This window comes from Methyloversatilis sp. (assembly GCF_030698125.1).
Classification (GTDB): Bacteria; Pseudomonadota; Gammaproteobacteria; order Burkholderiales; family Rhodocyclaceae; genus Methyloversatilis.
Genome location: NZ_JAUYNV010000050.1, coordinates 80,085 through 99,091, shown reverse-complemented (window position 1 = coordinate 99,091; position 19,007 = coordinate 80,085). Strand labels below are relative to the sequence as shown.

Annotated in this window: 25 protein-coding genes; 9 read left to right on the top strand and 16 right to left on the bottom strand. The window is 64.9% G+C overall.

The window, feature by feature from the left end:
* Positions 1-5: 5 nt before the first annotated feature.
* Both Q8Q80_RS16255 and fchA read left to right on the top strand, forming a co-directional pair.
* Positions 6-866, top strand: a complete 861-nt coding sequence (locus Q8Q80_RS16255) for an NADP-dependent methylenetetrahydromethanopterin/methylenetetrahydrofolate dehydrogenase (RefSeq protein WP_305633923.1) — start codon at positions 6-8, stop codon at positions 864-866.
* 9 nt (positions 867-875) lie between these two features.
* Positions 876-1,499, top strand: coding sequence for a methenyltetrahydrofolate cyclohydrolase (fchA, locus tag Q8Q80_RS16250; RefSeq protein ID WP_305633922.1), 624 nt, complete (start codon positions 876-878; stop codon positions 1,497-1,499).
* A 523-nt stretch (positions 1,500-2,022) separates the two neighbouring features.
* On the opposite strand, the gene Q8Q80_RS16245 is transcribed toward fchA, so the two are convergent.
* Complete coding sequence (locus tag Q8Q80_RS16245; RefSeq protein ID WP_305633921.1) at positions 2,023-2,289, bottom strand: hypothetical protein; 267 nt, start codon at positions 2,287-2,289, stop codon at positions 2,023-2,025.
* 197 nt (positions 2,290-2,486) lie between these two features.
* Between Q8Q80_RS16245 and Q8Q80_RS16240 the strand changes: the two genes are divergently transcribed.
* From Q8Q80_RS16240 to Q8Q80_RS16225, 4 genes are all read left to right on the top strand, one after another.
* Positions 2,487-3,017, top strand: a complete 531-nt coding sequence (locus Q8Q80_RS16240) for a gamma carbonic anhydrase family protein (protein WP_305633920.1) — start codon at positions 2,487-2,489, stop codon at positions 3,015-3,017.
* A gap of 80 nt (positions 3,018-3,097) precedes the next feature.
* Complete coding sequence (locus Q8Q80_RS16235) at positions 3,098-3,322, top strand: hypothetical protein (RefSeq protein ID WP_305633919.1); 225 nt, start codon at positions 3,098-3,100, stop codon at positions 3,320-3,322.
* A gap of 58 nt (positions 3,323-3,380) precedes the next feature.
* Positions 3,381-4,082, top strand: coding sequence for an SIMPL domain-containing protein (locus tag Q8Q80_RS16230; RefSeq protein WP_305633918.1), 702 nt, complete (start codon positions 3,381-3,383; stop codon positions 4,080-4,082).
* Complete coding sequence (locus Q8Q80_RS16225; protein ID WP_305633917.1) at positions 4,069-4,629, top strand: C40 family peptidase; 561 nt, start codon at positions 4,069-4,071, stop codon at positions 4,627-4,629. Before Q8Q80_RS16230 ends, Q8Q80_RS16225 begins: the two co-directional genes overlap by 14 nt.
* Before the next feature lie 6 nt (positions 4,630-4,635).
* Here Q8Q80_RS16225 and ftsB read toward each other — a convergent pair whose 3' ends face one another.
* From ftsB to Q8Q80_RS16150, 15 genes are all read right to left on the bottom strand, one after another.
* Positions 4,636-4,920 (bottom strand): cell division protein FtsB, encoded by a 285-nt coding sequence (gene ftsB, locus Q8Q80_RS16220; RefSeq protein ID WP_305633916.1) that lies wholly within the window; start codon positions 4,918-4,920, stop codon positions 4,636-4,638.
* Positions 4,921-4,922: 2 nt separating this feature from the next.
* A complete protein-coding gene (eno, locus tag Q8Q80_RS16215; protein ID WP_257081225.1) occupies positions 4,923-6,209 on the bottom strand; it encodes a phosphopyruvate hydratase in 1,287 nt (428 codons plus the stop codon).
* A gap of 51 nt (positions 6,210-6,260) precedes the next feature.
* Positions 6,261-7,103, bottom strand: coding sequence for a 3-deoxy-8-phosphooctulonate synthase (gene kdsA / locus Q8Q80_RS16210; protein ID WP_305633915.1), 843 nt, complete (start codon positions 7,101-7,103; stop codon positions 6,261-6,263).
* Positions 7,100-8,779, bottom strand: a complete 1,680-nt coding sequence (locus Q8Q80_RS16205; RefSeq protein WP_305633914.1) for a CTP synthase — start codon at positions 8,777-8,779, stop codon at positions 7,100-7,102. The genes kdsA and Q8Q80_RS16205 overlap by 4 nt, the downstream gene beginning before the upstream one ends.
* Before the next feature lie 126 nt (positions 8,780-8,905).
* Positions 8,906-9,100, bottom strand: a complete 195-nt coding sequence (iscX, locus tag Q8Q80_RS16200) for a Fe-S cluster assembly protein IscX (protein WP_305633913.1) — start codon at positions 9,098-9,100, stop codon at positions 8,906-8,908.
* A gap of 5 nt (positions 9,101-9,105) precedes the next feature.
* The gene (gene fdx, locus Q8Q80_RS16195; RefSeq protein ID WP_305613910.1) at positions 9,106-9,447 is read right to left on the bottom strand and encodes an ISC system 2Fe-2S type ferredoxin; all 342 of its coding nucleotides are present in this window, start codon (positions 9,445-9,447) and stop codon (positions 9,106-9,108) included.
* An 18-nt stretch (positions 9,448-9,465) separates the two neighbouring features.
* Positions 9,466-11,328 carry a Fe-S protein assembly chaperone HscA gene (gene hscA, locus Q8Q80_RS16190; RefSeq protein ID WP_305633912.1) on the bottom strand — a complete coding sequence of 621 codons (1,863 nt, stop codon included), beginning with the start codon at positions 11,326-11,328 and terminating at the stop codon, positions 9,466-9,468.
* Complete coding sequence (gene hscB, locus Q8Q80_RS16185; protein ID WP_305633911.1) at positions 11,328-11,894, bottom strand: Fe-S protein assembly co-chaperone HscB; 567 nt, start codon at positions 11,892-11,894, stop codon at positions 11,328-11,330. Before hscB ends, hscA begins: the two co-directional genes overlap by 1 nt.
* Before the next feature lie 29 nt (positions 11,895-11,923).
* Positions 11,924-12,247: an iron-sulfur cluster assembly protein IscA gene (gene iscA / locus Q8Q80_RS16180; protein ID WP_305633910.1), complete on the bottom strand. Its 324-nt coding sequence runs from the start codon at positions 12,245-12,247 to the stop codon at positions 11,924-11,926.
* 36 nt (positions 12,248-12,283) lie between these two features.
* Positions 12,284-12,691, bottom strand: coding sequence for a Fe-S cluster assembly scaffold IscU (gene iscU, locus Q8Q80_RS16175; protein WP_257096591.1), 408 nt, complete (start codon positions 12,689-12,691; stop codon positions 12,284-12,286).
* Positions 12,692-12,724: 33 nt separating this feature from the next.
* Positions 12,725-13,936 (bottom strand): IscS subfamily cysteine desulfurase, encoded by a 1,212-nt coding sequence (locus tag Q8Q80_RS16170; protein WP_305633909.1) that lies wholly within the window; start codon positions 13,934-13,936, stop codon positions 12,725-12,727.
* A gap of 25 nt (positions 13,937-13,961) precedes the next feature.
* Positions 13,962-15,101, bottom strand: a complete 1,140-nt coding sequence (locus Q8Q80_RS16165; RefSeq protein WP_305633908.1) for a cysteine desulfurase family protein — start codon at positions 15,099-15,101, stop codon at positions 13,962-13,964.
* 2 nt (positions 15,102-15,103) lie between these two features.
* Positions 15,104-15,586 (bottom strand): Fe-S cluster assembly transcriptional regulator IscR, encoded by a 483-nt coding sequence (gene iscR, locus Q8Q80_RS16160; RefSeq protein WP_305633907.1) that lies wholly within the window; start codon positions 15,584-15,586, stop codon positions 15,104-15,106.
* A gap of 113 nt (positions 15,587-15,699) precedes the next feature.
* Positions 15,700-16,473, bottom strand: a complete 774-nt coding sequence (gene cysE, locus Q8Q80_RS16155; protein ID WP_305633906.1) for a serine O-acetyltransferase — start codon at positions 16,471-16,473, stop codon at positions 15,700-15,702.
* A 157-nt stretch (positions 16,474-16,630) separates the two neighbouring features.
* The gene (locus Q8Q80_RS16150; protein WP_305633905.1) at positions 16,631-17,407 is read right to left on the bottom strand and encodes an RNA methyltransferase; all 777 of its coding nucleotides are present in this window, start codon (positions 17,405-17,407) and stop codon (positions 16,631-16,633) included.
* Positions 17,408-17,526: 119 nt separating this feature from the next.
* Here Q8Q80_RS16150 and Q8Q80_RS16145 point away from each other — a divergent pair, with 119 nt between their 5' ends.
* The 3 genes from Q8Q80_RS16145 (at position 17,527) to Q8Q80_RS16135 (ending at position 19,004) form a co-directional block, all read left to right on the top strand.
* Entirely contained in the window at positions 17,527-18,324 is a 798-nt protein-coding gene (locus Q8Q80_RS16145) for an inositol monophosphatase family protein (RefSeq protein WP_069037572.1), read from the top strand.
* 78 nt (positions 18,325-18,402) lie between these two features.
* A complete protein-coding gene (locus Q8Q80_RS16140; RefSeq protein ID WP_257081206.1) occupies positions 18,403-18,615 on the top strand; it encodes an AbrB/MazE/SpoVT family DNA-binding domain-containing protein in 213 nt (70 codons plus the stop codon).
* Positions 18,615-19,004: a type II toxin-antitoxin system VapC family toxin gene (locus Q8Q80_RS16135; protein ID WP_305633904.1), complete on the top strand. Its 390-nt coding sequence runs from the start codon at positions 18,615-18,617 to the stop codon at positions 19,002-19,004. The genes Q8Q80_RS16140 and Q8Q80_RS16135 overlap by 1 nt, the downstream gene beginning before the upstream one ends.
* Positions 19,005-19,007 lie beyond the last annotated feature (3 nt).

The following is a 19,007-nucleotide window of genomic DNA, read 5'->3' as shown; positions in this document are numbered from 1 at the left end:
CGACAATGAAAAAACTGCTTTATCAATTCGATACCGATGAACATCCGTCCGTCTTCGACAACGTCGTATGCAACGACGGCGGCGCCGACCACGTGATCGGCTACGGCGGCGTGCATCCGCACAACGTCGGTGCCATGGTCGATGGCGCCATCTTCACGCGCGCGCCGAAGGACAAGAAGAACACCGCGATCTTCATCGGCGGCAGCAACATGGCCGAAGGCGAAGCCCTGTTCAAGGCAGTAAAGAAGAAGTTCTTCAGCAACTTCCGCGTGTCGGTGATGCTCGACAGCAACGGTTCGAACACCACCGCGGCCGCCTGCGTCGCCTGGCTGGGTCACCGCGGTCCGCTGAAGGGCAAGAAGGTCGTCATCCTCGGCGGTACCGGACCGGTCGGCACGCGCGCCGCCGTGATGCTGGCCAGCGAAGGTGCAACGGTCACGCTGGTGTCGCGCAAATTGGCCACTGCGGAAGACGCGGCGAAACAGCTGAAGGCCACGTTCAACCTCGACGTCGGCATTGCCGAGGCGGCGGACAATGACGCGCGCGGTCGCGCGATCGAAGGCGCGAACATCGTCATCGCGACCGGTGCCGGCGGCATCCAGCTGCTCGAAGAGCGTCACTGGAAGGACAACCCGACGCTGGAAATGATGGCCGACGCCAACGCCACGCCGCCGCTCGGCATCGAAGGCATCGACATGATGGACAAGGGCGCGGTCAAGCACGGCAAGATCGTGTTCGGTGCCATCGGTTTCGGTGCGCTGAAGATTGCGCTGCAGCGCGCCTGCGTGGCCAAGCTGTTTGAAAGCAACGACATCACGCTGGATGCGCCGGAAATCTACGCGATGGCCAAGACGATGGTGGGCTGAGCGATGACCATGATCAAGGATAAACCGGTCACCACCTTTCTCGACGAACTGGCCAGCAGCGCGCCCACGCCGGGCGGCGGCAGCGCCGCGGCCATCATGGGCGGCATGGGTGCGGCGCTGGTCAGCATGGTGTGCAACCTGACCATCGGCAAGAAGGCGTACGCCGAAGTCGAAGGCGACATGAAGGACCTGCTGGCGCAAGCCGAAGGCCTGCGTGCCACGCTGACCGACTTCATCCGCGCCGACGTCGAAGCCTTTGACGGCCTGATGGCCGCCTACGGTCTGCCCAAGGACACGGACGAGCAGAAGGCTGCACGCTCTGCCGCGATCCAGGACGGCCTGAAGATGGCCACCGACGCACCGCTGGCCTGCGCCCGCGCCTGCGCCGAGGTGATCGCCCTCAGTCTGGTGGCGGCCGAAAAGGGCAACCGGAACGTCGTGTCCGACGCCGGTGTCGCCGCGCTGGCCGCCCAGGCGGCGCTGCGTTCGGCGGCGCTGAACGTCGACATCAACGTGCCCAGCATCAAGGACGCCGATTTCGCCGCCTCGCGCCGCGCCGAAACCGACGCCCTGCTAGCCAGGTGGGTGGCGGAAGCCGATCGCGTGGTCGAGGTGGTGAAGAGCAAGCTCTGAACCGTCAGTTCGGTCATCAAGGGGCGCCTGCGGGCGCCCTTTTTTCGGGCGGGAATAAAAAATGTCGGCGTTGGATCAGCGGCGGGTGTTGGGCATCGCTGCGCTCACCCCAACCTACGGCTTCTCGGCCGGGATGGAGCTCGCGGTGTCGCAGCCGGATCACCGGCGTAGGTTGGGGTGAGCGAAGCGATGCCCAACAGCAGCACGCCACACCTCGCCTCACCGATACCCCCCACAAAAACCGCCCACCGATTCGCGCCACATCAACCCGCAGGTTGGGGTGAGCGCAGCGATGCCCAACAACAACACGCCGCCCCTCGCCTCACCGTTACCCCACACAAACCGCCCACCGATTCGCGCCGCATCCACCCGCAGGTTGGGGTGAGCGCAGCGATGCCCAACAGCAGCACCCCACACCTCGCCTCACCGTTACCTCACACAAACCGCCCACCGATTCGCGCCGCATCAACCCGTAGGTTGGGGTGAGCGAAGCGATGCCCAACAACAACACCCCGCCCCCGCCTCACTGCTGCGCCTGCACCTGGGTCTGCGCCCGCGCGAGCCATTCGCGCATCGTTGCGAGCAGTTCGCTGCGGCTGAACGAGCAACTGTCCTGCGAAAACAACCGGGCGGATTCAAGCCGCATCAGCAGGCCGTCGAGCACTTCGCGCCACTTCGCCGGCAGGTTTGCGTCTTCGACGCCAAGGCGGCGCCAGATGGCGATCAGCGCGTCCATGTCGATGCGCCCGGCTTCGAAATCGTCCAGCGAGCTGCCCAATCTTTCGTTCATCTGCACTCTCCGGCACGGTGGCAAAACTACCCCCTGCTTGCAAGACCCTGTGCGCTTGCGCTTACAATCGCGCCCTGTTTGCATTGCAGCACGAGTGTAATGCGCAAACCGGGTCTGGACAGGCACGACGTATCTGATCGTTCGGGGAACTGATTCACCGCCCGATTCACCGCCCACGCGGGAAAACGAAAGCAAGCATGAGCATCTACAGCATCGACGACCAGCAGCCCGACATCCATCCTTCCGCGTGGATCGCGTCCAACGCGACCGTGATCGGCGAGGTCGAACTGAAGGCCGACAGCAGCGTATGGTTCGGCGCCGTCATCCGGGCCGACAACGACCGCATCGTCGTGGGCGAACGCAGCAACGTGCAGGACGGTGCGGTGCTGCATATCGACGAAGGCGTGCCGCTGACCATCGGCGACGACGTCACGGTCGGTCACCATGCCATGCTGCACGGTTGCACCATCGGTGACGGGTCGCTGATCGGCATCAAGGCGGTGGTCATGAACCGCGCCGTCGTGGGCCGCAACTGCCTGATCGGCGCCAATGCGCTGATTCCGGAAGGGCGCGTCATTCCCGACCGCTCGCTCGTCGTCGGCTCGCCCGGTCGCATCGTGCGCGAACTGAGCGACGAAGAAGTGGCGGCGCTCATGTCCGGCTCTGCGCAGTACGTCGACAAGGCGCGGCACTACCGGACCGGGCTGAAGGAAGTGCCGCGCGACTAGGCGCAGTCAACCCTGAATCACGCTTCAGTTCTGCCAACCGGCGTCGATATTCCCTGAGAACGTCACTCGAGGAGATCGACATGGCCGAACGCACCACCTTCTATTTCACCGGCGCGCACGCCCTGCCCGCCATCATGGTCGCCTTCAACAGCGAAGCGGCCGGACTGGCCGTGCTGGCCTACCTCGCACTGATCGGCGCCGCGCTGCTGTCGGCGCTGGGCGATGAGCGCGACACGCAAGAAGAGCTGGGCGAGCCGATCCGCATCGACACCGAAGACGACCGGCCGGTACGTCGCAAGCGCTGACAGACGCCTGCAGCGCGCTGGTTATACTCCCGCACTGATCACATTGCGGGAGCCCCCCATGAAACATCCGTTCTGGCTGCTGCTTGCCGCCACGCTTTCCGTCGCCCAGGCCGCCGACCACACCGCCGTCCAGCGCGCCGGCATCGTGGTTGACCTGAATGCCGAAGCCTCCCGCCTCGCCCCGAATGACCTCGCACGCGCCCAGGCCTACATCGAAATGGGTGACGCCACGCCGAGCGCGCTGGCGAAGAAGGTCAATGCGGTCATGCAGTCGGCCATCGCCACGACCAAGCCTTACCCGAGTGTGAAGGTGCGCAGCGGCAATACCTCGACCTACCCGGTCTATGGCAAGAACGGCCGCAGCATCGAAAGCTGGCGCATGCGTTCGGAGCTGCTGCTCGAATCGAAGGATCAGGCCGCCATTTCCGAACTGCTGGGCAAGTTGCAGACCCAGCTGGCGGTTGGCCAGCTGACGCTGGAACCGAGCGAAGAAGCCTCAAGGCAGGCCGAGAACGACGCCATCGCCGACGGCATCGCCGCCTTCAACGCCCGCGCGAAGATCGTCGCCGAATCACTCGGCAAGTCGTGGCGCATCCTGCACATGAACGTGAATCACACCGGTGGCATGCCGCCGCCGCGCCCGATGATGATGCGCAGCAAGGCGGGCATTGCCGAAGCGATGGCCGACATGCCGGTCGAAGCCGGTGAATCGCGCGTGGCGGTGTCGATCAGCGGACAGATCGAGATTGAGCGCCGGTAGTCGCAGGCCCGCTGCCCTCGCGCCGGCCCTTTTGCTGTCGCTGGCGCTGGCCGCGTGCGGCAGCCTGCCGGAGCGGGCTGCGCGGCCGCCGGCAGGCACGCCGGCCGAACAACCCGCTGCAAGACCGACGCCGGCGGGCCGGATACAGCTCGCCGACGACACACATGCCCAGGACGCGGTGATCTACGCGCTCGGCCTGATCGGCAACCACTACCAGTTCGGCGGTCGCAACCCGGACAGCGGGCTGGACTGCAGCGGCATGGTGAGCTGGATCTACGAACAGGTGGCCGGCGTGCGCCTGCCGCACAACGCAGCCCAGATCGCGAAGATCGCGCGGCCGATCGAGCGCAGCGCACTGGCGCCCGGCGATCTGGTGTTCTTCAACACGAACGGCACGCCGCATTCGCACATGGGCATCTACGCCGGCGAGGGGCGCTTCATCCACGCACCGAGCACGCGCGGCAAGTATGTACGGACGGACAGACTGGACAGCGGCTGGTTTGCCCCGCGCATCAGCGGCCTGCGCACGCTCAGGCGCGAAGGGTGATGACGGTCAGGGCTTGTCGTTCGGAATCTGCACGAACACCTCGCCCGGCTTGATCAGCCCGAGTTCGGTGCGCGCCCGCTCTTCGATCGCGTCGAAGCCGGTTTTCAGATCCTTCACGTCGGCGTCCAGCGCGGCATTGCGCGCTTCCAGCCGGGTGTTGAGGTCGCGCTGGGCGTCCAGCGCGCGGCCCGCTTCCCAGGCCTGCAGCCAGCCGCCCTTGCCGAGCCAGAGCGGATACTGCAGCCCCGCAATCAGCGCCACCAGCAACAACGCAGGCCAATGGCGCGTCATGACTACTTGCGCAGGTTGTAGAACGCGGAAGCGCCCGGGTACCACGCCGTATCACCGAGATCTTCCTCGATGCGCAGCAGCTGGTTGTACTTGGCGATGCGGTCCGAGCGGCTCAGCGAACCGGTCTTGATCTGCATCGCGTTCAGCCCGACCGCAATGTCGGCGATCGTGCTGTCTTCGGTTTCGCCCGAACGGTGCGAAATCACCGCGGTGTAGCTGGCGCGCTTGGCCATTTCGACCGCCGCGAAGGTTTCGGTCAGCGTGCCGATCTGGTTGATCTTGATCAGGATGGAATTGGCGATGCCGCGCGAAATGCCTTCCTTCAGGATCTTGGTGTTGGTGACGAACAGGTCGTCGCCGACGATCTGCACGCGGCTGCCCAGACGTTCGGTCAGCAGCTTCCAGCCGTCCCAGTCGTTTTCCGCCATGCCGTCTTCGATGCTGACGATGGGGTACTTGTCGGCCAGCGTCGCGAGGTAATCGACCAGCTGGGCCGACTCCATCGTCAGGCCGGCGCCTTCGAGGTGGTATTTGCCGTTCTTGTAGAACTCGGACGCCGCGCAGTCGAGCGCCAGCACGATGTCGGTGCCCGGCTCGTAGCCGGCCGCGCTGACCGCGTCGAGAATCATGTTCAGCGCCTCTTCGGCGCTGCCGACGTTGGGCGCGAAACCGCCTTCGTCACCGACCGTGGTCGGAAAACCCTTCTTGTCGGTCAGCTTCTTCAGCGCATGGAAGATTTCAGCGCCGGCGCGCAGTGCCTCGCGGAAGCTCGATGCGCCGACCGGCATGATCATGCATTCCTGGAAGTCGAGGCTGTTGTTGGCGTGTGCGCCACCGTTGATCACATTCATCATCGGCACCGGCATCGCCATGCCGCCCGAGCCGCCGAAGTAACGGTACAGCGGCAGTCCGGCCTCTTCAGCCGCCGCCTTGGCCACCGCCATCGACACGGCCAGCATGGCATTGGCGCCCAGACGGCCCTTGTTTTCGGTGCCGTCGAGCTCGATCAGCGTACGGTCGATGAAGGCCTGTTCTTCGGCGTCCAGACCGATGATGGCTTCGGAAATTTCGGTATTGACGTTTTCGACCGCGGCCAGCACGCCCTTGCCGAGATAGCGGTCCTTGTCGCCGTCGCGCAGCTCGATCGCTTCGCGCGAACCGGTGGACGCGCCGGACGGCACGGCGGCGCGGCCCATGATGCCGGACTCCAGCAGCACGTCCGCTTCAACGGTGGGATTGCCGCGCGAATCTAGAATTTCGCGCGCGACGACATCGACAATTGCACTCATGGTCGCTGGGTTCCTGGGTAAGAAGACAGATTATGAATAACCGGCGCGCACTCAGGCGAGCGCGGATTCGAGAAAGCCGTGGCGCTTCGTGACCGCGTCGAGGTCGCGCAGCTGCTCGAGCAGCGCGGCCATCATCGGCAACGGCCAGGCATTCGGGCCATCGGACATCGCCTTGGATGGATCGGGATGGCTTTCCATGAACAGCCCGGCGATGCCCACCGCCACGGCGGCGCGCGCCAGCACCGGCACGAATTCGCGCTGACCGCCGGACGATGCACCCTGCCCGCCCGGCAGCTGCACCGAGTGGGTGGCGTCAAACACGACCGGGCAGGCGGTTTCGCGCATGATGGCCAGTGATCGCATGTCGGACACCAGATTGTTGTAGCCGAAGGACGCGCCGCGCTCGCACACCATGATGGTGTCGGCGCCGCCGTTGGCTTCCTTCGCCTTGGCGACGACGTGCTTCATGTCGCCCGGCGCGAGGAACTGGCCCTTCTTGATGTTCACCGGCTTGCCGGTGGCGGCGCAGGCGTGGATGAAGTCGGTCTGGCGGCACAGGAAGGCCGGCGTCTGCAGCACGTCGACGTACTGCGCGACGATCGGCGCCTCTTCGGCGGTATGCACGTCGGTCAGCACCGGCACCCCCAGCTCGCGCTTCACGTCGGCCAGGATTTCCAGCCCCTTCTGCATGCCCGGGCCGCGGAAGCTGGTGCCCGAACTGCGGTTGGCCTTGTCGAACGACGACTTGTAGATGAAGGGGATACCCAGACGCGCGGTGATTTCCTTCAACTGGCCGGCAGTATCGAAAGCCATGTCACGCGATTCGATCACGCACGGGCCGGCAATCAGGAAGAACGGCTTGTCGAGGCCGACATCGAATCCGCACAGTTTCATGAAGTCACCTTGCGCGATGAGCGCTTCACCATGCCACGCGCGTCCTGACGGGCGAGCGCGGCACGGGCGAAGGCGGAAAACAGCGGATGCCCGGCGCGCGGCGTGGACGTGAATTCCGGGTGGAATTGGCAGGCCACGAACCACGGATGGTCCGGCAGCTCGATCATTTCGCACAGCGGATCGACCGTGTCGAGCGAACGGCCGGACACGCGCAGGCCGACCTTTTCAAGCTGTGCCAGATACTGGTTGTTCACTTCGTAGCGGTGGCGATGCCGCTCGATGATCTGTTCAACACCGTAGATTTCGCGCGCCAGGCTGTCTGCCGCGAGATGACAGGTCTGGCCACCCAGACGCATCGTGCCGCCGATGTCCGACGACTCGTCGCGCCGCTCCAGCTTGCCTTCGGCACTCATCCATTCGGTGATCAGGCCGATCACCGGATGCGGCGTGTCGCGCTCGAATTCGGTGCTGTGCGCGCCAGCCAGGCCGGCCACGTTGCGGGCGTACTCGACCACCGCCAGCTGCATGCCCAGACAGATGCCCAGATAGGGCACGCCGTTTTCGCGCGCGTAGCGGATGGCGCCGATCTTGCCTTCGACGCCGCGCCGGCCGAAGCCGCCGGGCACCAGGATGGCGTCCATCGGGTCGAGCAGTGCGCGTCCGCCGTCGGTCGAACGCTCGACGGCTTCCGAATCGATGTAGTGGATGTTGATGCGCGAGCGCGTCTGGATGCCGGCGTGGATCAGCGCCTCGGACAGCGACTTGTAGGATTCGGTCAGGTCGACGTACTTGCCGACGAAGGCGATGTCGACGTCGCGTTCCGGGTTTTCCAGCGCGTCGATCATGCGCTTCCAGGTGCTCAGGTCGGCCGCGCGCGCCAGGATGTTCAGCTTGTGGCAGACGATCTCATCCAGCATCTGGTCGTGCAGCATGGCCGGAATCTTGTAGATGCTGTCGGCGTCGACCACCGAAATGACCGCCTCGGGCAGCACGTTGGTGAACAGCGCGATCTTGCGGCGCTCTTCATCCGGCACCACGCGGTCGGAGCGGCACAGCAGCACGTCGGGCTGGATGCCGATCTCGCGCAATTCCTTGACTGAATGCTGGGTCGGCTTGGTTTTCAGCTCGCCGGCCGTCGCGATGTAGGGCACCAGCGTCAGATGGATGAAGCAGGTGTTGCCACGGCCTTCTTCGATGCCCATCTGGCGGATGGCTTCAAGGAAGGGCAGCGATTCGATGTCGCCGACCGTGCCGCCGACCTCGATGATGGCGACGTCCGCACCTTCGGCGCCGCGCTTGATGTAGAGCTTGATTTCGTCGGTGATGTGCGGGATGACCTGCACGGTCTTGCCCAGATACTCGCCGCGGCGTTCCTTCTTGATCACCGCCTCGTAGATCTGGCCGGTAGTGAAGTTGTTGCGCTTGCCCATGCGCGCGTGCGTGAAGCGTTCGTAGTGGCCCAGATCGAGGTCGGTTTCGGCCCCGTCTTCAGTGACGAACACCTCGCCGTGCTGAAACGGGCTCATCGTGCCCGGATCGACGTTGATGTAGGGGTCAAGCTTCAGATGGGTGACACGGATGGAACGCGATTCGAGAATCGCGCCCAGTGACGCGGCTGCGATGCCCTTGCCTAGCGAGGACACCACACCGCCGGTGACGAACACGTACTTTGTCATTTATTGCACTGCAGCGGGAAATTCCTAGTTTACCGGAAAAGTCCCGCAGCTTGAAGCCGACCGGCAGGCAAATACGACCCTGGCCGACCTGATGGACGGCCCCTACGACGATCACTCCGCGTCGTGTCAGTCCGCCTCGTCGATCCAGGCGAGCTGGATGGCTTCGAGTATCTTTTCGCCACAGCGCTTCGGATCGTCATCGAAGTCGGGCAGATCGAGCACCCACTGCATCAGGTCGGTGAAACGCACATTGCCCGGGGCGACGTCGGGGTGTGCCTCGGTCAGCGCAATCGCGATGTCCAGCGTATCGGTCCATTTCATGGTGCTTACCTCTTTCCTTCACTGACCATATTGATCGTATAGCGGGGGATGTCGATCACCAGCGCCTCGCCGGCCACCCCGGCCTGACAGGACAAGCGCGAATTCGGCTCCAGCCCCCAGGCCTTGTCGAGCAGATCTTCTTCCAGGTCTTCGGCCGGGTCGAGACTGCGGAAGCCTTCGCGCACCACGACGTGACAGGTCGTGCAGGCGCACGATTTTTCGCACGCGTGTTCGATTTCGATGCCGTTGGCCAGCAGTGCGTCGCAGATGGTGGTGCCGGGTTCGGCGTCGAACACCGCGCCGTCCGGGCACAGTTCGACATGGGGCAATACGACGATCTGGGTCATTGCGCGGTGTTCCGTCAATCAGAGTGATTCGATGCTGCGCCCGGCCAGCGCGCGCTGGATACCGCGGTTCATGCGACGGGCGGCGAACTCGTCGGTGGCGCGACCGAGCACTTCGACAGCGGCGCGCAGGGCCGCCGTATCGTCGCCCTCGACCACCTCGGCCAGCGCGCGGACGGCGGCGTCGACCGCAGCCCGTTCGGCGCCGTCGAGCAGATCGCCGTCGGCAGCCAGCGCGGTCTGCGTGGCGTCGATCAGGCGCGTGGCGTCCACCTTCTGTTCGGCCAGCGCGCGCGCCGCAATGTCGTCCTGCACATGATCGAAGCCGTCGCGCAGCATGCGGGCGACTTCGTCATCACCCAGACCATAACTGGGTTTGACCTCGATGCGCGCTTCGATGCCGGTGCCCAGTTCGCGCGCAGACACGGCGAGCAGGCCGTCGGCGTCCACCTGGAACGACACGCGGATGCGTGCCGCACCCGCCACCATCGGCGGAATGCCGCGCAATTCGAAGCGGGCCAGCGAGCGGCAGTCGGTGACGCGTTCGCGTTCGCCCTGCAGCACATGGATGGCCATCGCCGTCTGGCCGTCGCGATAGGTGGTGAATTCCTGCGCGCGCGCGGTCGGTATCGTCGAATTGCGCGGAATGATCTTCTCGACCAGGCCACCCATCGTTTCCAGACCGAGCGACAGCGGAATGACGTCGAGCAGCAGCCAGTCTTCACCGGCCGCGCGGTTGCCGGCCAGCACATTGGCCTGGATCGCGGCACCGATGGCCACCACCTTGTCCGGATCAAGATTGGTCAGCGGCACCTGGCCGAAGAAATCACCGACTGCGCGCTGCACCTGCGGCATGCGCGTGGCGCCGCCCACCATGACCACGCCCTTGACGTCCTCGACCGACAAACCGGCGTCGCGCAGCGCCTTGCGCGTCGGCACCAGGGTCTTGTCGACCAGCGTCTTCGTCATCGCAGCAAACGCTTCACGCGTGAGATGCACGTCGATTTCGTCGCCCGACGACAGCTTGAGCCCGACATGCACATCGTCGGCACCGCTGAGCGCCTCCTTCGCGCGCCGGGCTTCCATGTACAGCGTGCGCATGTCTTCCAGGCTGGGCGGGCCGATGCGCGACGCCTCGATGAGCCAGCAATAGACGCGATGGTCGAAATCATCGCCGCCCAGTGCGGCGTCGCCGCTGGTGGCCAGCACTTCGAACACGCCGCGCGACAGCTTCAGGATGGAAATATCGAAGGTGCCGCCGCCCAGGTCGTACACCGCGTAAATCCCTTCGGACGCATTGTCCAGCCCGTAGGCGATCGCGGCGGCGGTTGGTTCGTTCAGCAGGCGCAGCACATCGAGACCGGCCAGCCGCGCGGCATCCTTCGTGGCCTGGCGCTGCGCATCGTCGAAATACGCCGGTACCGTGATGACGGCGCCGGTCAAGGGCCCGCCGAGGCTGGCTTCAGCGCGCTCACGCAGCGCGCGCAGGATGTCGGCAGACACCTCGACCGGGCTTTTTGCGCCCTGTGCAGTGCGCAGCCGCACCATGCCGGGCGCGTCCTCGAATACATAGGGCATCGATTCGACGTGCGCCACATCGGCCACACCGCGTCCCATGAAGCGCTTGACCGAAGCGATGGTGTTGCGCGGATCAAGCGCCTGCGCGGCGCGGGCCGCGTGGCCGATGACGGTCGAGCCGTCCGCGAGATAGCGCACCACCGACGGCAGCAGCGCACGGCCGTGCTCGTCGTTCAGCACCAGCGGTACGCCGTTTCGCACGCTGGCCACCAGTGAATTGGTCGTTCCGAGATCAATGCCCGCGGCCAGCCTGTGCTGGTGCGGCGCGGTGGATTCGCCGGGTTCGGCGATCTGCAGCAGGGCCATCAGTTGTCCAGTGTTTCGTGTGCTTCGGCAATGTCTTCCGCCAGTCGGGCGATGAACATCATGCGGCGCACCGTCGCGGCTGCGCCAACGGTGTCGTGTTCTGCATCCAGCTGCCGGACCAGCAGCTCTTCCGCGTCGCGCCGGGCGTGCCGCAGCATGCGCGCCAGTTCGTCAAGCGCACCGGCATCGCGCGCATCGCGCGCCTCGTCGAGTGCTTCACGCCATTCCATCTGCTGCATCAGGAAATCGGCCGGCATCGCGGTGTTGTTTTCCGCTGCCACGTCGATGCCATCAAGCTCCAGCAGGTAGCGCGCGCGGCTCAGCGGCGTGCGCAGCAGCCGGTAGGCTTCGTTGATGCGTGTCGACCACTGCATCGACAGCCGCCGCTCGGCTTCCGGGCTGCTGGCATGGCGGTCGGGGTGCACCGACGATTGAAGCTCGTGATAGCGCGATTCGAGCGAGCGATCGTCGATGACGAAGCGGCGCGGCAACGCGAACAACTCGAAGTGGTCGCGACTGAACAGTTCGGCGTCCGGCAGGCCGGATGCGGTAGGGTCAGGATTCATCGTTCGATCTTGTCTGTGGCGATTGCCGCTCAGACGTTGAAGCTTTCGCCGCAACCACACTCGTCCTTGACGTTCGGGTTGTTGAACCTGAAGCCTTCGTTCAGACCTTCGCGCACGAAGTCGAGCTCGGTGCCGTCGAGATAGGCCAGGCTTTTCGGGTCGATCAGCACCTTCACGCCGTGGCTTTCGAAAATCAGGTCTTCCGGCGTCGTGTCGTCGGCGAATTCGAGCTTGTACGCCATGCCGGAACAGCCGCTGGTGCGCACGCCCAGGCGCAGGCCGACGCCGCGGCCACGCTTGGCGATGTAGTTGCTCACGTGTGTGGCTGCTTTTTCGGTCAGTGTCACGCCCATGTCGTTCTCCCCGTATCGCTCACCATATTGCTCTCCTTACGCAGCTTCGGCCGGCGCGGCCGCATCGCCGTGCTTCTTGCGGTAGTCGTCGATCGCCGCCTTGATGGCGTCTTCCGCGAGGATGGAGCAGTGGATCTTGACCGGCGGCAGGGCCAGTTCTTCGGCGATTGCGGTGTTCTTGATGGTCATCGCCTCGTCGAGCGTCTTGCCCTTGACCCATTCGGTCACCAGCGAGCTCGATGCGATGGCCGAGCCGCAGCCGTAGGTCTTGAATTTCGCATCTTCAATGATGCCGTCCGCACCCACCTTGATCTGCAGCTTCATCACGTCGCCGCAGGCGGGTGCGCCGACCATGCCGGTGCCGACATCGTCGTCGTCCTTGCCGAACGCGCCGACATTGCGCGGGTTTTCGTAGTGATCCAGCAGTTTTTCGCTATAGGCCATAACAGTTCTCCTTCAGTCGCCGTGCACGCGCAATCAGTGGTGGGCCCACTGGACGCTATTCAAATCAACACCTTCCTGCACCATTTCCCACAGCGGCGACAACTCGCGCAGCTTGCCGATCTTGCGGTGCAGCAGGTCAATCGTGAAATCGATTTCCTCTTCGGTCGTGAAGCGGCCGATCGAAAAGCGGATCGAGCTGTGCGCCAGCTCGTCTTCGCGGCCCAGCGCGCGCAGCACGTAGGACGGTTCAAGGCTGGCCGAGGTACAGGCCGAACCGGACGACACCGCGACATCCTTGATCGCCATGATCAATGATTCGCCTTCGACATAGGCGAAGCTGATGTTCAGGTTGTGCGGCACGCGCGCTTCGAGGTCGCCATTGACGAAGGTTGCCTCGATGTCCGACAGGCCCTTCAGCAGGCGGTCGCGCAGCATGCGCACGCGCTCGTTCTCGGCGCCCATCTCTTCGCGCGCGATGCGGAAGGCTTCGCCCATGCCGACGATCTGGTGCGTCGCCAGCGTGCCCGAGCGCATGCCGCGCTCGTGACCGCCGCCGTGCATCTGCGCCTCGAGGCGGATGCGCGGCTTGCGGCGCACGTACAGCGCGCCGATGCCTTTCGGCCCGTAGGTCTTGTGCGCGCAGAACGACATCAGGTCGACCTTCAGCTTGTCGAGATCGATGACCACCTTGCCGGTTGCCTGCGCGGCATCGACGTGGAAGATGATGCCCTTGTCGCGGCAGATTTCGCCCAGTTCGGCGATCGGCTGGATGACGCCGATTTCGTTGTTCACGAACATGATGGACACCAGCACGGTGTCCGGACGCAGCGCGGCCTTGAACGCATCCATGTCGATCAGGCCATTGGGCAGCGGATCGAGATAGGTCGCCTCGAAGCCTTCGCGCTCCAGTTCGCGGAAGGTATCCAGCACCGCCTTGTGTTCGGTGCGCAGCGTGATGATGTGCTTGCCCTTGCCGGAATAGAAATGCGCCGCACCCTTGATGGCGAGGTTGTTCGATTCGGTGGCACCCGAGGTCCAGACGATTTCCTTCGGATCCGCATTCACCAGACGGGCAACCTGCTCGCGCGCCTCTTCCACGGCCGCTTCGGTTTCCCAGCCATAGGCGTGGCTGCGCGACGCCGGATTGCCGAAGTGCTCGGTCAGGTAAGGAATCATCTTCGCCGCGACGCGCGGGTCGACCGGCGTCGTCGCCGAGTAGTCGAGATAGATCGGGAATTTCAGCATTCGGGTTGCTCCTTCAGGTTCTTCATTACGCTTCAGCCATCGCCCGCAGACCGCGGAGTTGATCCGCCACCTGCGCGAGCGCGCCGCAAAAATCATCGACATCCTGCATTTTCGTCATCGCGCCGGTGCTCACGCGGACCGCACCGCGCGCCTGTTCGGGCGGCACGCCCATCGCGGTCAGCGTGCGCGACGGCTCGGGCGACGCACTCGAGCAGGCCGAACCACTGGCCACTGCGAAACCTGCGCGGTCGAGCTTGCCGACCAGCGTTTCGCCGTCGATGTGATCGAGTGCGAAGTAACAGGTGTTCGGCAGGCGCGGCACCTGCGCGCCGAATACCGTGCCGCCGAGCGCCAGCACACAGCGTTCGATGCGTTCGCGCTGCGCTTCGAGCAGTTCGCGTCGCGCCGCCGGCTGCGTCATGGCCAGCTCGCAGGCACGGCCGAAACCGACGATCGCCGCGATGTTTTCGGTGCCGGAACGCAGGCCATGCTCGTGCCCGCCGCCGGCAATCAGCGGCTCGACATCGACCCGCTTGTCCAGAATCAGCGCGCCCGCACCCTGCGGGCCACCGATCTTGTGCGCCGACAGTGTCATTGCCGACACGCCCAGCGCACGGAAATCGACGGCGATCTTGCCCAGCGCCTGCACCGCGTCGGTATGCAGCCAGCCGCCGGCGCGGCGCACCTGCGCTGCCAGCGTCGAAACGTCCTGCAGCACGCCTGTTTCATTATTGGCGAGCATGAGCGACACCAGCGCCGCCTGGCCATCGAAGCCGTCGACCTGCACCCTGCCCTGCGCGTCGACCGGCAATTCCTTCAGCGTCCACCCGCGGCGCACCAGCTGGCGTGCCGGCTCGCGCACGCACGGGTGCTCGATCGCCGAAATCGCGATCACACCGGGCTTGAGTCGCGCGGCGGCACCCTTGACGAACAGATTGTTCGCTTCCGAGCCGCCGCTGGTAAACACCACTTCGGTCGGATGCGCATTCACTGCGGCGGCCACCTGTGCCCGTGCCTCGTCGATCGCCCGGCGCGCAGCGCGGCCGTATTCGTGCCGGCTCGACGCATTGCCGAAGCGCGCGCCCAGCCAGGGCAGCATCGCTTCGCGCACTGCATCGGCGAGCGGTGTGCTGGCGTTGTGATCAAGATAGACCGGTGCGAACATGATCAGAGTTGCACCCGCACCATTTCGGACACACCCGGGCGCACTGCGTGATCGTGCACGACCACGCGGTGGGTCGTCTTGTCGCGCTGCTGAACCATCAGATCGTGCAGATTCACCGAGTCGAGGTAGTCGTACATGCGCCGACTCAGGCTCGACCACAGGTCGTGCGTCATGCAGCGATGTTCGTCCAGACAGTTTTCCTTGCCGCCGCATTGCGTGGCGTCGAGCGGTTCATCGACGGCGGTGATGATCTGGGCGACGGAAATGGAGCGCGCATCGCGCGCCAGGCAGTAGCCACCGCCCGGCCCGCGTACGCTGGCCACCAGTTCCTGGCGGCGCAGCTTGCCGAACAGCTGTTCGAGATAGGACAGGCTGATGCGCTGGCGCTCGGCCACGCCGGCCAGCGTCACCGGGCCATTGTCCTGGCGAAGTGCCAGATCCAGCATCGCGGTAACGGCGAAGCGGCCTTTGGTCGTCAGTCTCATGAAGCGATCTCCTCGATGGAGTGACTCGGGGAAGGCACGATTGGGCTCACGATTGAACACACAATCCAATTCCCGATCAATTCAGTCGACTTTATAATTCCCGACAAGTTCAGTCAACAATTAGGCCTGATCTTGTCCAGATCGACGTGCGAGTGATCCGCCATTTCCTCGCGCGCCTCGTCGTCGAGACTGACGCCTGCCCGTTCGAGCTTTTCCATCAGGCAGGCAAGGCGCCGGTCGTTTTCCAGTGCGTGATCGACCAGCGCAGTGAGCGCCTTGGCCATCGGGTCTTCCATGTCGCGGGTGACGCCATAGGCGGTGAAGCCGGCCTGTTCGGCGCGCCGCTTCTTCTCGTCGTCGGCGCCCGGCCCGCTGGCTTCGATGATGCGCGCCGGATTGCCGACCGCCGTGGCGCCGGCCGGAACAGGCTTCACGACAACTGCGCAGGAACCGATCTTGGCGCCGTCACCGACCTCAAAACCGCCCAGCACCTGGGCGCCGGCGCCGATCACGACGCCGCGACCCAGCGTGGGATGGCGCTTGGCACCGCGATACAGCGAGGTGCCGCCCAGCGTCACGCCTTGATAGATCGTGCAGTCGTCACCGATGACCGCGGTTTCACCCACCACCACGCCCATGCCGTGATCGATGAACACGCGCCGGCCGATCGACGCACCCGGGTGAATTTCGATGCCGGTCAGCACGCGGGCGATGTGCGAAATGAAGCGCCCCAGCCAGTGCAGGCCTGCGCCCCAGCAGGCGTGCGCCATGCGGTGCAGGATCAGCGCGTGGATGCCCGGGTAGCAGGTGAGGACTTCGAACGACGAACGTGCGGCGGGGTCGCGTGCGAGCACGCTGGCAATGTCTTCGCGCAGGTGTTGGAACATCCTTTTTCCCTATGAAACGCCGGTGGCGTTCGCGGTCAGTTGAAACCCGACGATTTTAGTCGGTTTTTGTGCACCTGCGTCAGGGTCTGTCCATCGACCGTCGTGGCCGCACGCGGAAGCACTGGCGTAGATGCAACAACGCAGACTGCATCCGACCTTATCCGTTCGACCCCGGGCGCTTCTTCGGAATGCCGCCGATCGCCTTCAGCGCGCCCATCAGCAGGTGAAGTTCTTCCGCTTCGACCCGGGTGCGGCCGAACAGGCGGCGCAGGCGCGGCAGGGCGCGGCCCGGATTGACCCGGTCGAGAAAGCCCGCATCGAGCATCAGCTGTTCGAGCAGCGCGTACAGGCTTTCCAGCCCTTCGTGGCTGGCCAGCACCGGCGCTTCACTGACGAAGGTCGGCGTGGCGGCGACGGCCACGCGCAATTCGTGGCACATGATCTGCGCGGCTGCCGCCACGTTCAGCGAGCGATAGGTATCGCTGGTCGAAATGGTGACCGGCAGCGAGCACATCGCCACTTCTTCATTGGTGAGCCCCGAACTTTCGGTGCCAAACACCAGCGCCACCTCGGCGTCGCCGGCGGCCAGCAAGGTCGCCAGTTCGGTCGCCGCCGACCTGACATCGCGCACCGGCAGCGCCATTTCACGCCGGCGCGCAGTCAGCGCCGCCTGCGCGACGGTGCCGGCCAGCGCGGCTTCGATCGTGTCGACCACCACTGCGCTGTCCAGCACATCGGTCGCGCCCGAACTCATCGCAACCGCTTCGTCGTGCGGAAAGTGTCTTGGATTGACGAGATAGAGGCGTGACAGCCCCATCACCTTCATCGCCCGTGCGCAGGCGCCGATATTGCCCGGATGGGTGGTGTGCGACATGACCACGCGCACCCGGTCCAGGGCGGCGTGACGATCGGAAGGGGAAGAAAGAGCGTCCATCTAAGGTGCGGTCAGAGGTCAATTCAGGTGCGGGCCTCGAATTAAATCGCAACAGCCCCTAAAATGCTTGGCTTTCCCGCCGACTTGCGGACCGCACGGTCCGCGCACAGACATCTCCCATGCATCCGACGCTCACCACCGCCGTCAAGGCCGCCCGCCGCGCAGGCCAGATCATCACCCGCGCCAGCCAGGATGTTGACCTGCTGAAAGTCAGCAGCAAGCGCCAGAACGACTTCGTCACCGAAGTCGACCGCGCCGCCGAGGACGCCATCATCGGCATCCTGCGCGAAGCCTACCCGGACCACGCCATCCTGGCGGAGGAGAGCGGCGCATCGGGTGAATCCGAATACCGCTGGATCATCGATCCGCTCGACGGTACCACCAACTTCATCCACGGCATGCCGCAGTACGCGGTGTCGATCGCGCTCGAACACCGCGGCCTGATGCAGTCGGCCGTCGTGTTCGACCCGGTGCGCAACGAGCTGTTCACCGCCAGCCGCGGCCGCGGCGCCTTCCTGAACGACCGCCGCATCCGCGTGTCGCGCCGGGCCAAGCTGGGCGAGGCACTGATCGGCACCGGCTTTCCTTACCGCGTGTGGGACCACGTCGACGCCTATCTGGGCATGTTCAAGGACCTGATGGAAAAGACCTCCGGCCTGCGCCGCCCGGGTGCCGCCGCGCTCGACCTGGCCTATGTCGCCTGCGGCCGCTTCGACGGCTTCTTCGAAATCGGCCTGTCGCCGTGGGACATCGCCGCCGGCGCCCTGCTGGTGACCGAAGCGGGCGGGCTGGTCGGCAATCTGACCGGTGAAACCGGCTATCTGGACAGCGGCAATCTGGTCGCCTCCACGCCGCGCATCTTCCCGGCCCTGCTGGCTGCGATCGAACCGCACCTGACGGACGCGCTGCGCAGCTGACCGCAGGCCACCCGTGGCGGCACCGGTCGCGAACGAGTATTCTTACCAAACTCCGATCGATCAGCTCCGGGTACGACCATGCCAAGTACTGCCATGCTGTCCAGCAAATTCCAGATTTCCATCCCCAAGGCCGTGCGCGAAGCACAGCACTGGGAAGCCGGACAGGAATTCGTGTTCATCCCGAAAGGCAAAGGCGTGCTGATGATGCCGGTACCCGATGCCGCGCAGCTCGCCGGCATCGCCCGGGGCGCATCGACCGATGACACGCGCGACCGCGAGGACCGCTATTGATGCCGGCCGCCGCGTGCGTGGTCGATACCTCGGCGTGGATCGAGTGGCTCACCGGCAGCGACCTCGGCGAAATCATCGGCAAGGAACTGCCGGAGCGCCCGCACTGCATCGTGCCCACGATCGTGCAGCTCGAACTTTCGAAGTGGCTGGTGCGCGAAGTCGGCGATGACAAGGCCGACCAGGTCATCGCCTACACGCAGAAATGCGTCATCGCAGCACTCGACACCCGCATCGCCCTGCTCGCAGCGGACCTGCATCGCGCGCATCGGCTGGCCACGGCCGACGCCATCGTGTACGCCACTGCGCGCGAGTACAAGGCTGACCTGATCACCTGTGACCGGCACTTCGACGGACTGCCGGGCGTGCGGCTTTTTCCGAAAGCGGGCTGAACG

What these genes read in the sequence shown, in the direction of transcription:
- Q8Q80_RS16255 (WP_305633923.1), top strand. Translation starts at nt 6, where the DNA reads ATGAAAAAACTGCTTTATCAATTCGATACCGATGAACATCCGTCCGTC.
- fchA (WP_305633922.1), top strand. Translation starts at nt 876, where the DNA reads ATGATCAAGGATAAACCGGTCACCACCTTTCTCGACGAACTGGCCAGC.
- Q8Q80_RS16245 (WP_305633921.1), bottom strand. Translation starts at nt 2,289, where the DNA reads ATGAACGAAAGATTGGGCAGCTCGCTGGACGATTTCGAAGCCGGGCGC.
- Q8Q80_RS16240 (WP_305633920.1), top strand. Translation starts at nt 2,487, where the DNA reads ATGAGCATCTACAGCATCGACGACCAGCAGCCCGACATCCATCCTTCC.
- Q8Q80_RS16235 (WP_305633919.1), top strand. Translation starts at nt 3,098, where the DNA reads ATGGCCGAACGCACCACCTTCTATTTCACCGGCGCGCACGCCCTGCCC.
- Q8Q80_RS16230 (WP_305633918.1), top strand. Translation starts at nt 3,381, where the DNA reads ATGAAACATCCGTTCTGGCTGCTGCTTGCCGCCACGCTTTCCGTCGCC.
- ftsB (WP_305633916.1), bottom strand. Translation starts at nt 4,920, where the DNA reads ATGACGCGCCATTGGCCTGCGTTGTTGCTGGTGGCGCTGATTGCGGGG.
- eno (WP_257081225.1), bottom strand. Translation starts at nt 6,209, where the DNA reads ATGAGTGCAATTGTCGATGTCGTCGCGCGCGAAATTCTAGATTCGCGC.
- kdsA (WP_305633915.1), bottom strand. Translation starts at nt 7,103, where the DNA reads ATGAAACTGTGCGGATTCGATGTCGGCCTCGACAAGCCGTTCTTCCTG.
- Q8Q80_RS16205 (WP_305633914.1), bottom strand. Translation starts at nt 8,779, where the DNA reads ATGACAAAGTACGTGTTCGTCACCGGCGGTGTGGTGTCCTCGCTAGGC.
- iscX (WP_305633913.1), bottom strand. Translation starts at nt 9,100, where the DNA reads ATGAAATGGACCGATACGCTGGACATCGCGATTGCGCTGACCGAGGCA.
- fdx (WP_305613910.1), bottom strand. Translation starts at nt 9,447, where the DNA reads ATGACCCAGATCGTCGTATTGCCCCATGTCGAACTGTGCCCGGACGGC.
- hscA (WP_305633912.1), bottom strand. Translation starts at nt 11,328, where the DNA reads ATGGCCCTGCTGCAGATCGCCGAACCCGGCGAATCCACCGCGCCGCAC.
- hscB (WP_305633911.1), bottom strand. Translation starts at nt 11,894, where the DNA reads ATGAATCCTGACCCTACCGCATCCGGCCTGCCGGACGCCGAACTGTTC.
- iscA (WP_305633910.1), bottom strand. Translation starts at nt 12,247, where the DNA reads ATGGGCGTGACACTGACCGAAAAAGCAGCCACACACGTGAGCAACTAC.
- iscU (WP_257096591.1), bottom strand. Translation starts at nt 12,691, where the DNA reads ATGGCCTATAGCGAAAAACTGCTGGATCACTACGAAAACCCGCGCAAT.
- Q8Q80_RS16170 (WP_305633909.1), bottom strand. Translation starts at nt 13,936, where the DNA reads ATGCTGAAATTCCCGATCTATCTCGACTACTCGGCGACGACGCCGGTC.
- Q8Q80_RS16165 (WP_305633908.1), bottom strand. Translation starts at nt 15,101, where the DNA reads ATGTTCGCACCGGTCTATCTTGATCACAACGCCAGCACACCGCTCGCC.
- iscR (WP_305633907.1), bottom strand. Translation starts at nt 15,586, where the DNA reads ATGAGACTGACGACCAAAGGCCGCTTCGCCGTTACCGCGATGCTGGAT.
- cysE (WP_305633906.1), bottom strand. Translation starts at nt 16,473, where the DNA reads ATGTTCCAACACCTGCGCGAAGACATTGCCAGCGTGCTCGCACGCGAC.
- Q8Q80_RS16150 (WP_305633905.1), bottom strand. Translation starts at nt 17,407, where the DNA reads ATGGACGCTCTTTCTTCCCCTTCCGATCGTCACGCCGCCCTGGACCGG.
- Q8Q80_RS16145 (WP_069037572.1), top strand. Translation starts at nt 17,527, where the DNA reads ATGCATCCGACGCTCACCACCGCCGTCAAGGCCGCCCGCCGCGCAGGC.
- Q8Q80_RS16140 (WP_257081206.1), top strand. Translation starts at nt 18,403, where the DNA reads ATGCCAAGTACTGCCATGCTGTCCAGCAAATTCCAGATTTCCATCCCC.
- Q8Q80_RS16135 (WP_305633904.1), top strand. Translation starts at nt 18,615, where the DNA reads ATGCCGGCCGCCGCGTGCGTGGTCGATACCTCGGCGTGGATCGAGTGG.